The organism is Pseudomonas frederiksbergensis (genome assembly GCF_003732275.1).
Lineage (GTDB): Bacteria > Pseudomonadota > Gammaproteobacteria > Pseudomonadales > Pseudomonadaceae > Aquipseudomonas > Aquipseudomonas frederiksbergensis_H.
Window position 1 is genome coordinate 1 of the sequence record NZ_MOBM01000026.1, and the last position, 12,014, is coordinate 12,014.

Annotated in this window: 12 protein-coding genes; all 12 read right to left on the reverse strand. The window is 54.9% G+C overall.

Annotation, left to right across the window (positions count from 1 at the left end; genetic code table 11):
• Positions 1 to 515: 515 nt before the first annotated feature.
• Entirely contained in the window at positions 516 to 1,631 is a 1,116-nt protein-coding gene (locus tag BK662_RS19020) for an acyltransferase family protein (RefSeq protein ID WP_259695942.1), read from the reverse strand.
• A gap of 141 nt (positions 1,632 to 1,772) precedes the next feature.
• Positions 1,773 to 2,132, reverse strand: a complete 360-nt coding sequence (locus BK662_RS19025; RefSeq protein ID WP_123359331.1) for a VanZ family protein — start codon at positions 2,130 to 2,132, stop codon at positions 1,773 to 1,775.
• Positions 2,129 to 4,219 (reverse strand): YjbH domain-containing protein, encoded by a 2,091-nt coding sequence (locus tag BK662_RS19030; protein WP_123359341.1) that lies wholly within the window; start codon positions 4,217 to 4,219, stop codon positions 2,129 to 2,131. The genes BK662_RS19025 and BK662_RS19030 overlap by 4 nt, the downstream gene beginning before the upstream one ends.
• Positions 4,220 to 4,227: 8 nt before the next feature.
• Positions 4,228 to 4,995: a capsule biosynthesis GfcC family protein gene (locus tag BK662_RS19035; RefSeq protein ID WP_123359332.1), complete on the reverse strand. Its 768-nt coding sequence runs from the start codon at positions 4,993 to 4,995 to the stop codon at positions 4,228 to 4,230.
• Positions 4,992 to 5,651 carry a YjbF family lipoprotein gene (locus tag BK662_RS19040; protein ID WP_123359333.1) on the reverse strand — a complete coding sequence of 220 codons (660 nt, stop codon included), beginning with the start codon at positions 5,649 to 5,651 and terminating at the stop codon, positions 4,992 to 4,994. Before BK662_RS19040 ends, BK662_RS19035 begins: the two co-directional genes overlap by 4 nt.
• 14 nt (positions 5,652 to 5,665) lie before the next feature.
• Positions 5,666 to 6,778, reverse strand: a complete 1,113-nt coding sequence (locus tag BK662_RS19045; protein ID WP_185047159.1) for a polysaccharide biosynthesis/export family protein — start codon at positions 6,776 to 6,778, stop codon at positions 5,666 to 5,668.
• 88 nt (positions 6,779 to 6,866) lie between these two features.
• Entirely contained in the window at positions 6,867 to 7,139 is a 273-nt protein-coding gene (locus tag BK662_RS19050; protein WP_123359334.1) for a hypothetical protein, read from the reverse strand.
• A gap of 428 nt (positions 7,140 to 7,567) precedes the next feature.
• Positions 7,568 to 8,107 (reverse strand): dTDP-4-dehydrorhamnose 3,5-epimerase, encoded by a 540-nt coding sequence (gene rfbC / locus BK662_RS19055; RefSeq protein WP_123359335.1) that lies wholly within the window; start codon positions 8,105 to 8,107, stop codon positions 7,568 to 7,570.
• The gene (gene rfbA, locus BK662_RS19060; RefSeq protein WP_123359336.1) at positions 8,104 to 8,982 is read right to left on the reverse strand and encodes a glucose-1-phosphate thymidylyltransferase RfbA; all 879 of its coding nucleotides are present in this window, start codon (positions 8,980 to 8,982) and stop codon (positions 8,104 to 8,106) included. Before rfbA ends, rfbC begins: the two co-directional genes overlap by 4 nt.
• 45 nt (positions 8,983 to 9,027) lie before the next feature.
• The gene (gene rfbB / locus BK662_RS19065) at positions 9,028 to 10,095 is read right to left on the reverse strand and encodes a dTDP-glucose 4,6-dehydratase (protein ID WP_123359337.1); all 1,068 of its coding nucleotides are present in this window, start codon (positions 10,093 to 10,095) and stop codon (positions 9,028 to 9,030) included.
• The gene (locus tag BK662_RS19070) at positions 10,092 to 11,213 is read right to left on the reverse strand and encodes a DUF1972 domain-containing protein (protein WP_123359338.1); all 1,122 of its coding nucleotides are present in this window, start codon (positions 11,211 to 11,213) and stop codon (positions 10,092 to 10,094) included. The genes rfbB and BK662_RS19070 overlap by 4 nt, the downstream gene beginning before the upstream one ends.
• Positions 11,214 to 11,231: 18 nt before the next feature.
• The coding region (locus BK662_RS19075) for a glycoside hydrolase family 99-like domain-containing protein (RefSeq protein ID WP_123359339.1) at positions 11,232 to 12,014 on the reverse strand (783 nt) is incomplete at its 5' end.

Genomic DNA, 12,014 nt, shown 5'->3' on the forward strand with positions numbered 1-12,014 from the left:
TGGACACTCAACAAAGCGATACATGAAAGCCCCGACGCAAAGGGCGACAAAGATACTGCCAATCACCGACGGAACAGAATAGATAATACCAAGTCGCTTGAACGCCTCAGGTACCACAGGAGCAGTTAAGGGGTGAAACAAATAAATGGAGTAAGACGCCGCTCCCAAAAGTACCAAACCCCGAGGCCCCGTAATTTTTAACGACTTTTCAAGGCTTGCACAGCAATAAACTACCAAAAAATAAGCCGGGCCATAAGTTATGGTATTGCCATATTCAGGGAAGCACGAAAAAAACTGTTACTTAGCGTGCTTTTATACGAAGAGGTCATTCTCGCAATAGGAGTCGGAACGATATTACACTGGCATTGTTGGTTCGGGTGAAACGCGCTGAAATTTACCGCACCACTGGTACGCTCATATTCACTATTACTGCGCTGGGTGGTATCGGCGTATGCCTGAAGGTCATGGCATGAAGCGCCCGCATGGCTTGGATCGCAAGCCGTGCGGGGAGGGATTTAGGCGGGTGTTTTTATGACTGGCGCAGTGTCGGCTGTAGGTTTTGCGAGGCGCCTTTTAATCAGGGCGTTTAGCCGCGAGGTCACGGGCGTCTCTATCAAAGCATAGAAAATGCTGCCGGCCACAAGGGCGATCAGAGTGCTGATGATTACCGAGATCGAGGGAATGATTAGGCCAATACGTTTCAGGATTTCCGGCGCCGCGGGCGAGAGCAGCGGGTGAAATAGATAGATGGCATAAGAGGCGGCTCCAAGAAAAACAAGTAATTTTGGTACCGTAACGTTACAGGTTTTCTCGATGGACGCGCATCCGTATACCGTGAAAAGCGAGGCGATTCCGTAGAGTATTGTTCCGCCCCAATCGGTGGAGCGTGGTAGGAACAGATAAGCCAATGACAATATAACCAGGATAACGGCAATAGACTTAGGCATGTAAATACGCTTCTGGATGAGACGCGCGACCAGCATTCCCCATAGAAAATTGAGGACAATCGGGTCTGCATAGAATTGCATCGCCGGTGACCAGTTTTCTATTTTAAAGAACGAAGCGACGGTCAATAAACCGAATAGCCCGGCGCACCAGCGTATGGCACTCAACTTTAGCAGTAGGCAAAGTGTAAACACGGCATAAAAGAACATTTCAAATAGCAGTGTCCAGCCTACGCCCAATAGCGGCTTGACTTCGCTGTCAATGTTTACGGAAGGAATAAAAAAATATGATTTAAATATATATCCCCAGTCAATTTCGGCGTGCAGCACAAAGTGCGCGGCTGAGAGTAACACGAGCAGTTTTATGGTGGAGGCAACCCAGTACAGCGGAACGATACGGGCAATTCTGCGGGTGGCGAAGTGCTTCCAGCCATTGGCCGTTCCGTGCAGTTTTTCAGAGGCGAGAATCATGACGAAGCCGCTGATCACAAAGAATAAGGAAACGCCATTGCTTCCAGGTCCGTACCTGAATGCGTCAGGATCTAGTCGTTCTTGCGCATAAAACGCGGAATGGCATAGGACAACGGCTAGCGCTGCGATAAAACGTAGCACCTGGATTAGATCGTATTTTTCTGATCTTTCCGGTGGGTTGTATGTCTCGCGCAGCATAGTTAATAAGCTCTTCATGAGGTCCATTTCCTAAAAACTCTGTTGTGATATCGATTTAGCGTCGCAGGTGTATTCGATGCCAGCCGTTGTGGCCGGTGAACGAACCGGTGTCGCCAACGGTACAACATGCCAGGAGACTGCTTAGTGCTTAAAGCCTTTTCAACGCACCCAGTACCTTGAAATCAACAACCCCATCAACACGCCGATACTATTTGCCAGCATGTCGTAGGGCGAAGCCGTGCGCAGCGGCATCAAACCCTGCGCGGCCTCGATGAGTACGCCGGTGAGCAAACACCCCAAGGCTATCCAGCGAAATTTCACATTGGGAAAGGCCAGGCGGCAGCTGCACGCAAATACCAGAAAGCCGATCCAGTGATGGAGCTTGTCCTCTTCGACGAACAGTTCCGGGATCGGCTGAGCGCGCAAACCCGCGAACAGCAGAATCACCGTCACTGCAACAAAGACCAAGCCCCGGAGCCAGAATGGTAATTCGACCAAGCCCTTGAGCCACGTGATCATTCGGTAATTTTCTCGAAGTTATTGTAGAACAGGTCGCTGTCACGTCCGTCGGTCATGGTCTGCAGCGAGTAAGCGCGGCTCAAGCGTGCACCGCCATCGCGGGTCAATGGCGCCCAGACGATGTTGGCCCGACGCATGGTGGAGGTACTCATCAACTCGTCGAACGGGATGGAAATATAGATCCCTTTGTCGAAGCTGCCCTCGCCATACTCCTCCTTCGACGCACTGGTCAGAGTGACCCAGGCACCAAACTTCACGCCGTTCTTGAACACCCGCGACACGTCGACGGTGGTGCCCCAGTCCCGCGCCAGATAACGCCCGACACTTACCGCTGCAAGCATGTCATCGGGCAGTTCAGTATAGCTGGTGACATGGCCCGTCACGGTCTGGTAATCACGCAGGCCGAAGCCTTGATCAAAATCCCGCTGACGCACGAAGTTTAGATCTGCGCCCACCGACCAGCGTTTCCCCGTAGGTCGATACAGCACTTCGCTGCCGACCCCGGCATACATCGATTCCAGATAGCCGCCGTAGGCCATGCCATACAAATCCCGATCCAGTTGCACCGCATGGTTGAACTGGAACGTCGGCATAGTCAAATCGGAGGTGGTCATGTATTGGCGCAGATCGGTACGCACTCGCGGCAGCCCGGTCGGCGCGTCGTAGGTGAACTTGTCGAAGTTGTTCAACAGGTTGACACTGAGCAAGCCGCTCCACCAGGTATTGCGAGTGAAACGGTACTCCGCGTCGGCATCGGCGGTGAACTGATAGAGCAATCCGTCGGGGCCGCCGATGTTCTGTTTGTAGCCCAGACCCAAGCCGTAGGTGAACGGTTCCAGCGCCTGGGTGTAGAGCGTGGTTTCCCGGTGCGCCATCGCCGGATTGACTTCAGTCGTACGGTGCAGATCCTTCAGCGGCTGGTCGGCGTTCACCACCGCGCGGAACGTTTCGCGCGGCACGCTGGTTTCCTCGATGGACATGTCATAACGCTGATTCACCAGAGTGAACCAATCGATGTCTTGATTGACGCTGTTATCGAGAATCCGGCTGGCTCGTCCGACGGCTTTGGCCGAATAGAAATAACGAGACTGCTCGCCATACACCATCAACTCCGAGCCGCGCTGGGTGATGCGCTTCACTTTGTAGCCGGCATTTTGCTGCAGCCGATTGGAGACATCGACCCAATTGACCTGATCGGCCGGGGTCGACGGCTCCTGCGCCGGCAACGGCTCGGCGGGAGGGTCGTACGTCTTGACCGGCGCCTTGCGGCTGACAAAGTTGGTGTGCAGGGTGATGCCGAACATCGCCGTATTGCCACGCTCCCAGCCCGCACTCAGATCGACGCTGTCGGCCAGCTTGTAGATCACGCCGATGTTGATCGGCAGGTCTTGCTTGATCGAGTTGTCCAGTGGCTCATTCTTGTAGTCGTTGCCCTCGTACTCGATCTTCAGGCTCAGCGGTTCCCACGGTGTTTGGTAGGCAACCCCGCCAAACAACGAAGGGTGGCCCCTGAAGTAAGCATTGGTGTTCACATCCCCTGCCCTGGCGACAGCTGCACTGCTCTCTGGCCGGTCGTTGAAACTGCTGCCGAATACCGCCAGCGGATTGCTGAAATCCCCCCGATTACCCAGATAGCCCCAGGCAATGCCGAGGCTGAAATCCAGGTCGCCATAACGCTTGTTGGCGACGAAATACTCGCTGGAAAACAGCCCGGTACCGCCAATATCTCGGGCACCGACGGCGACCTGCGGTGCCCAGTGACTTTCTTCCCAAAGCCGCGCCTTGATGTCGATTGCCTTGTCTTTGAAGCTCTGATCGCCGCTAAAATCTTCGGGACCGTAGTTGCGGTTGGTGATCGCCGTGTAACGAAACGAGCCCTCCAACCAATCGAGCGGCTGCAAGGAAAAGCTGTAGCGCGAGTAAGGATCGGTACGACTGGCGGTGGCGCTCAACTCCCCCGCGGGAGCCATGCGCGCGGTGGGGGTCTGCAACAGACCGACGCCACCAAAATCACTCTGGGTGTAGCGCGGTTCACCGTGAGCCCATCCGCAGGGCAGGAGCAAGACAGCAGCAAAACGTAACTTCAACAGGCACTTCAAGGAGCCACCTCAGCCAAGGGTTGAGTGGCGAAAAACTCGGCCAGTTGTTGGTTGAGGTCAGGGGTCGGCACCTCAAGATCATCATTCCTGATCGGCACCAGGATTCTGCTGCCTGGAGCAGCCACGACGCCCTCCTCGCGATTCCATGCCGCCACGCCCACGCGCCGTACCTGGCCGTCGGGCTGGATCAACCACAGATAATCGCGCTCGGCGTCATCGAGAATGGTGCAGTCTCGAGCATAAACACGGACTTCCTGCAGCGCGCGGTAAGGCACATGACAGGGCTGAGCGACTGCTCCGAGGACTTCTACAGTGGACGGCCGCGCGGGATAAATAAGGTGGTCACCATCATCCAGCAAAGCGTTACGGGCGAAGCCCACTTCCACGGCGATCGGGTCGAGCACCGCGACCTGACGCCCGGTGACCGGTAGTCGCTCAATCTGCTCGTACAGGCGCGCACTCAATTCTGCTCGCGTGTCCCGGCCATCCAGCAAGGCACCCCGTTGCAGCAGTTTCAGATCGAACAGAACGCCTGCCTTCAAACGCGCTTGCTGATCTTCCAATGAGCGGTGCAGCCACGCCGCACCCAGCCAGTAACTTTCGGGGTTGGGTTGGGCGTCGCGAATAACGTCCAGCAAGCGTGCACCGGGTTTGACATCGAAGTGGCCGGGGCTGCGCACGTCACCACTGACCGTGACGGCCGCCTGGCCCACACCCGGGCCGAACAAGAATAAGCCCAGTAACACGAGGTTCGAACACTTCACCGGGCAGCTCCCCGATCAGGGCGTAACTGCACGATTTTCAGGAACAGCTGCGGCGTCAGGTGCTGCTCGCTGCGCAGGATGAAACCGTCCTGGGGGTCGACCCAGTAGCGGTTGGTGGCGTGGAAATTCAGGGTGGGTGCATCCACCTGCTCGTCGATGCGCAGCAAGGCGTAATCCTTGTCCAGAATGCTGATGGTCTCGATGCCGTGAGGGCTGAAACGGCTGTTGACCGCGATACCAATTCGGTTGCCATCGTAGATGTCGATCCAGCGCATGCTGGTGTAACCCTCGGGCAAATGCTGAAGACCGCGCTTGAACGGCGACTCATCATTGAAACGAGTGCCGTCCAGAGAAACTCCCAGCCCGACGGTGCGTACCACCAGACCGTCACGCATCATCAGCACTTGCTTGCCGGAAGCGACCCAGAACTGCAGGTCGCCCCGCCGACGGGCCATGGCCATCACCCCCTCGCTGGAGATGGTGGTGACCAGGATCTGCGGATAAGGCACAGCGTCGACCTGAGCGCGGGTCAAGTTGATGGAGGAAGGTCCTGCGACGGAGGATTCGAGGGTATCCCAGGAAGCCTTCATCAACGGGTTACACCCACACAGCAAGAGCGCCATCATCAGACTGGCGGAGGTAGGCAAAATTTTCACGGCGGGATAGAGCCTTATCTGCTGTTGGCTTCGCTGAGATCGTTAACTGAGCTGGCACCGGTCCCGAGGACACTGGCGGTAGGCAGAAGCTGGGTAATCAGACGGTTCCAGCGCGTCACGCCGGCCGGGCCGACATAAACGATGTCTTGCGGCCGCAAGTCGAAACGGGTGGCCAACACCAACGCGGAAGGCGATTCGGCATCGAGCTGGAACACCTTGGCCGGTTCGGTTTCCAGGTTGTCCGCGCCGCGAATCACGTACACCGCGTTGCCATTGGAGGTAGTTTGGTTCAAGCCTCCTACAGTGCCCAGAGCATCGGTCAGGTTGATCGACTTGCTCTTGAAGCTCAGCGCGCGAGGCTGGTTGACCTCACCCATGACATAGATTCGCTTCTGGTCGTTATAAGGTAAGTACAACCGGTCGCCACCCTTGAGGTAGATGCCCTGTAGCTGTGAGTCCTGGCGATTGAGGGTGTCCAGATCCAGTTTGTACTCGCGCCCGTCCCGGGTCAGCGTCAGGCCCGACAAGTCTGCGTTCAAAGGGTCCACCCCGGCCGCGCCAACGGCCTCTACCACACTCAACGGGGTGGTGGTGATCGGTTGCTGACCGGCTTTGAGCACCGCGCCGGAAATCACCACTGTCTGGCTGGCGAAGCGCAATACGCTGACGTCGACCTGAGGGCTTTCGACAAATTGCGACAAGCGCTCGGCAATAAAGGCTCGCAACTCTTCGATGGTTTTACCGGCGGCCGGAATATTACCGATGTAGGGATAAAACAGCGTGCCGTCGGGGCGCACCAGACGACCGTTGGCATCGAGTTGCTGTTGCGGCCCTGAAGGCGCCGTCAATTCGGGGTGATCCCAGACCGTGATAAACAACAGGTCATTGGCGCCCACGCGATAACCGCCAGGCACATAGGACGTCAATATCGAAGGGACCGATTCGCGAACTTGCGTGGCGGCGTCCATGGCAATCAATTTAGGCGTAATGGGAATAAGTTCCACCCGGCTACTTTCCCCAGAGCCGTCACTGACCATTTGACTGGTGTCCATGTGTTGACCAGGCGAAAACATACAGCCGTGCAAGCTGATACTTGCCAGCATAACAACAGATAATCTACGGATCATAATGGCACTACGCTAGTCGAGGGCAAATCTAAAACAAGATCACCCAGAAAAGTTCTGAGTGATCTTGAACAACACACTTCGCGGGGTATTAGTTGGTACCGGTAGTACCACCAGTGCCGGTGGTGCCGCCTGTTCCGGAGGTACCGCCATTGGAGCTGCCACCGGAGTTTGAAGCAGCCGCAGCAGCACCGAGAATGGCCGCGCCGACCACCATAGTTTCGGCGACCGTCACGCCCCCGACCAACGGGGTATTCAACGACAGCGGCTCACTTTCGCTCACCGTCTTGCTCACTGGTTCATCCGCTGCCAACGCCGCGGTACTCATGACAGCCAGCAAGCCGGCCGTAAGTAGTTTCTTCATATCAGACTCCTTCTCGACATCAACTTTGCATTAGATTTGATACTAGGGACCGGGAATGGGACAGCAGGTGAATAGAACTGACACCCGCAAATTGAACGAGACAGTTCATGCACATTGCCTCCTTTGGAGGATGTCATTTATAGGCAGTGCATGCCATATGCCGAGCCTCGTCACCTCATCCGTAAAAGCGTTTGCACGGGGCAGGATGCACTGACGAAAAAGGAGATTTTCCAAGACGTTTGCTGCAAAATAAGACATTTTCGGCACAAGCTCCCGATCATAAATAACTCGCCCCTCGCGCCTGTTGTTATTATTAGTCAGGATTTTCCCGGCTTCTTATCACGCAAGATTCTACTGTGATGGGTCATTCAGACTAAATAACTCAAGTCATAAATAGTTAATGTTAACTATAGACCATTATTAATCAGTCATTCCCCGTTCAATACCGCGCGCAAGCGCGGGTTGCGCAAGTCTTTTTCCGAGAGTTGAGGCGACTCCACGGGCCAGGCAATGTCCAGCTCCGGATCATTCCAGAGCAGACCACCCTCGTCTTCGGGATAATACAGATCGGTGCATTTGTATTGAAAATCGGCGGTATCACTGAGCACACAGAAACCGTGGGCATAACCCGGCGGCACCCATAACTGAAGATGGTTGTCAGCGGTCAATTTGACGCCGACATGTTCACCACACGTGGGGGATTCTGGATTGATGTCCACCACCACGTCGTACACCGCACCTTGGGTGACCCGCACCAACTTGCCTTGGGGCCGGGTCTTTTGGAAGTGCAAACCACGCAACACGCCATACTGCGAGCGCGAGTGATTGTCCTGGACGAAAGGCAATTCGATGCCGGCGTCGCGATAACGCTGCTGGTGGTAGCTCTCGAGAAAGAACCCGCGGGCATCACCGAAGATTTTAGGCTCGATGATCAGTACACCAGGCAACCGGGTATTGATGACATTCATTTTGCGGGCTCCGTATTCAGCACCCGTGCCAGATATTGGCCGTAACCGGTTTTGTGTAACGCGGTGGCTTGTTTATCGAGCTCCGCGGCCGACAACCAACCCTGGTGGTACGCCACCTCCTCCAGACAAGCCACTTTCAAACCCTGACGCGCTTCGATGGTCTGGACGAAATGCCCGGCCTCCATCAACGAATCATGGGTCCCGGTGTCCAACCAGGCAAAACCACGCCCCAGCACGCTGACGTGCAGATCTCCGCGCTCCAGGTAGGCATTGTTCACGTCCGTGATTTCGAGCTCGCCGCGGATCGAAGGTTTGACTTGTTTGGCAATGCTCACCACATCGTTGTCGTAGAAATACAAGCCGGTGACGGCATGGTCGGACTTCGGATGTTTAGGCTTCTCTTCGATCGAGATCGCCTTGCCGTCGCTGTCGAACTCGACAACACCAAAACGGTCCGGATCGCTGACGCGATAACCGAAAACGGTCGCCCCAGACTGTCGTTGTGACGCTTCGCGCAACAAGGCGCTGAAGCCGTAACCGTAGAAGATGTTGTCGCCCAGAATCAGCGCCACATTACTGTCGCCGATAAAATCCTCGCCGATCAGGAAGGCCTGGGCCAGACCATCGGGAGAAGGTTGTTCGGCATAACTGAGTTCAATACCGAAAGAAGAGCCATCACCCAACAGGTTCTGGAAGTTGGGCAAGTCCTGCGGCGTGGAAATAATCAATATCTCGCGAATGCCCGCCAGCATTAATACCGACAGCGGATAATAAATCATCGGCTTGTCGTAGACCGGCAGCAGCTGTTTGGATACACCACGGGTAATAGGATGCAAGCGGGTGCCGGAGCCTCCCGCCAAAATGATGCCTTTCATATGAGGATTCCCTTCAGAGTTGAATAGAGGCAGGGTTTGAATGATTCAACCGATATGGCCAAGACGCTCCGGGCGGTACTCACCGTTAAGGACTCGTTGCCACCACCCTTGATTGCCCAGATACCACTGAACCGTTTTGCGTAGGCCGCTTTCAAAGGTTTCCTGTGGTCGCCAACCGAGCTCACGCTCGATCTTGCTCGCATCAATGGCGTAACGACGGTCATGCCCGGGGCGGTCGGTGACGAAGGTGATCAGTTCCTTGTATGAGCCCAGCTCTTCATCGCGGGGGCGCAGCTCATCGAGCAGTTCGCAGATGGTTTCCACCACTTGCAGGTTGCGCTTCTCGTTGTGCCCGCCGATGTTGTAGGTTTCGCCCACGGTGCCGCGCGACACTACTTCGAACAGCGCTCGGGCATGGTCTTCGACAAACAGCCAATCGCGGATCTGCGAGCCATCCCCATACACCGGCAGCGGCTGGCCGTGGATGGCATTGAGAATCACATGGGGGATCAGCTTCTCGGGGAAGTGGAAGGGTCCATAGTTGTTCGAGCAATTCGTGACCAATACTGGCAAGCCATACGTGCGGTGCCAGGCGCGCACCAGGTGGTCGGAGCCGGCCTTCGACGCCGAATACGGCGAGCTCGGCTCGTAGGGCGTGGTCTCGGTGAACAGGTCGTCGGTGCCTTCCAGGTCGCCATAGACTTCATCGGTGGAGATATGGTGGAAGCGAAAGCCCTGCTTCTGCTCCGCCGCCAGTCCCGACCAATAACGGCGGCTAGCCTCCAACATGCTGTAGGTACCGACGATGTTGGTCTGGATGAAGTCCGATGGGCTGTCGATAGAACGGTCCACATGGGACTCGGCCGCCAGGTGCATCACCGCATCGGGCTGGAAACGCGCGAACAGTTCGTGCAGCGCCTCGGTGTCGCAGATATCCACCTGCTGGAATTCATACCGTGGGCTACCCGCCACCGACGCCAGGGACTCGGTATTGCCGGCGTAGGTGAGCTTGTCGATATTGAGTACGCTCACATCCGTGTTGCCGATCAGATGGCGAACGACGGCGGAGCCGATAAAACCGGCACCGCCGGTGACGATAATACGTTGGGTCACTTGCTGTACTCCCTGGGGTACCACTGGATCAGTAATTTTTCATATTGGGAAAGGATGTTTTCCCAGGTGAACTTTTCGTTGAAACGGCGGGTGCTTTCAGCCTTCATCGCCGCGATCAAATGGTTGTGGTCGTCGCGCAGATATTTCTCGAACAACTTCGCACAGTCGTGCTCGTCGTCGAAGTACACCGCCGCATCACCGGCAACCCAACGGTTGAAATGGTTGTTATGGGCAATCACCGAGCAACCGGCGCCCAATGCCTCTACCAGCGAAGGGTTGGTGCCCCCTACCTGATGGCCATGGATGTAAAAGCGGCTGAAAAACCGCAGGGCCCGGACTACCGCCGCCTCATAGATGGCACCGGGGAAGATCACTTCCTCGCCGGCCGCGTCCATCACCCGCTTGTGGTACTCGTTCTTCTCTGGCGTGAAGTTGCCCAGCACCACCAACTTATGGTTACGGCGCTTGCTGCTGAAGGCCTTGACGACCTGTAGAAAGGAGTTCTCCGGCTCCGGCCGGGCGATCACCACCGAGAAACCATGGGGCTCCAGGCCATAACCGGTCAGGTCGGCCGGGTCTGCCTCGTGTACCCAATCCCCGCCATAGGGGATCATGGTGACCTTCGAATCCTTGACCCGGGTGACCAGGTGATCCTTGATTTTCGGATGGTCGGCTACCAAGTGGTTGCCGATCCAGCAACCCGCCCGCTCGTTCAGCCAGAACCAGGTTTTCGCCACCAGTCCCCACTTCTCCCGCCGCCATTCGATGCCATCCATATTGATGACATTAGTCTGGCCCTTGATCCGCTGCAGAATATTGAACGCCGCCGTGTTGTAGCCAAGGGTCAGAAACAGTCCCTTCTGGCCCAGCGCATGGACGGTGGCCTTCCAATCGAAAAACACCGTGCCCGCCACGCCAGTATTGGCGATCGGGATATGAATCCGATGAACACCCTTCCATTCACTGGTCGATATACCGCCGGAACCCTCTTCCTGGCAGTAGACAGTGACTTTCCAGCCCTGCTTAACCAGATAGAGGGAGAGCTTTTCGGCAAAGGTTTCAAAACCGCCGTGTTTGGCGGGGATGCCGCGGATGCCGAGGATATAGAGGTTTTTCATAGAGACTTTTTGGTTCTTTCAATGTGAGGGGTTTTCAGAGTTACCTGAAGTTTTGAAAGTGCTTTTAATCTGTTCTAAATATTCAAATTTATACTTTTTTGTTGGTTCAATGTATGAACCCTCGCCATATTCATTCCAGCAACATATGACTACTGTGCTTAGTGTTTTTTTGGGTTCTGCGGTGATAACAGATTTTGCTGATTCCAAATGCAATCTAAATTGCTCTGGGGTGCTGCTCGAATTATCATGAGTGGGGATTTCGCTTCCACCCCATGGAGTTTTGTCCCATCCCGAAGTTACGGGGATAAAATAGGGTAGTTTGCTAGTACTTAAAATAGAATACCAAGCTTGCTTATATCCATCTGAAAGCTCTTTGTAACTTGCGGATGGGCGCCTTTCATTCAATTTTTTGGCTGCATTAAATTGATAATTATAAGCTGATACTGAGTCGTAATCCTGAAGTGGTAAAATCTCCTGAGAAAACTTATCGCCAGCCTTTATTGATCCAACAAAGTATATTCCAGGCAACCCTTCCTGGATCGCTCGATCCCGTGCCCTTTCCAAGAGTTCATTGGTGTTACTGCCGAAACTCCTGGCATCTTTTTCAAATAATTCAGATGAAAATATGAAAACGACGGGTTTTCCATCTATTTTTTTATATTTAGAACTTCTAAAATAATTGTCTATCCAGTATTGCACTACATCATCAAATTGTTTAAGACTTGAGGGTGTCTCGGTATGGTTGGCCCAGAGAAGGGTGAATTTGATGTCATGTGTGTCTTCTAATTTGGAAAAAGAGTC

What these genes read in the sequence shown, in the direction of transcription:
- BK662_RS19020 (WP_259695942.1), bottom strand. Translation starts at nt 1,631, where the DNA reads ATGAAGAGCTTATTAACTATGCTGCGCGAGACATACAACCCACCGGAA.
- BK662_RS19025 (WP_123359331.1), bottom strand. Translation starts at nt 2,132, where the DNA reads ATGATCACGTGGCTCAAGGGCTTGGTCGAATTACCATTCTGGCTCCGG.
- BK662_RS19045 (WP_185047159.1), bottom strand. Translation starts at nt 6,778, where the DNA reads ATGATCCGTAGATTATCTGTTGTTATGCTGGCAAGTATCAGCTTGCAC.
- BK662_RS19050 (WP_123359334.1), bottom strand. Translation starts at nt 7,139, where the DNA reads ATGAAGAAACTACTTACGGCCGGCTTGCTGGCTGTCATGAGTACCGCG.
- rfbC (WP_123359335.1), bottom strand. Translation starts at nt 8,107, where the DNA reads ATGAATGTCATCAATACCCGGTTGCCTGGTGTACTGATCATCGAGCCT.
- rfbA (WP_123359336.1), bottom strand. Translation starts at nt 8,982, where the DNA reads ATGAAAGGCATCATTTTGGCGGGAGGCTCCGGCACCCGCTTGCATCCT.
- BK662_RS19070 (WP_123359338.1), bottom strand. Translation starts at nt 11,213, where the DNA reads ATGAAAAACCTCTATATCCTCGGCATCCGCGGCATCCCCGCCAAACAC.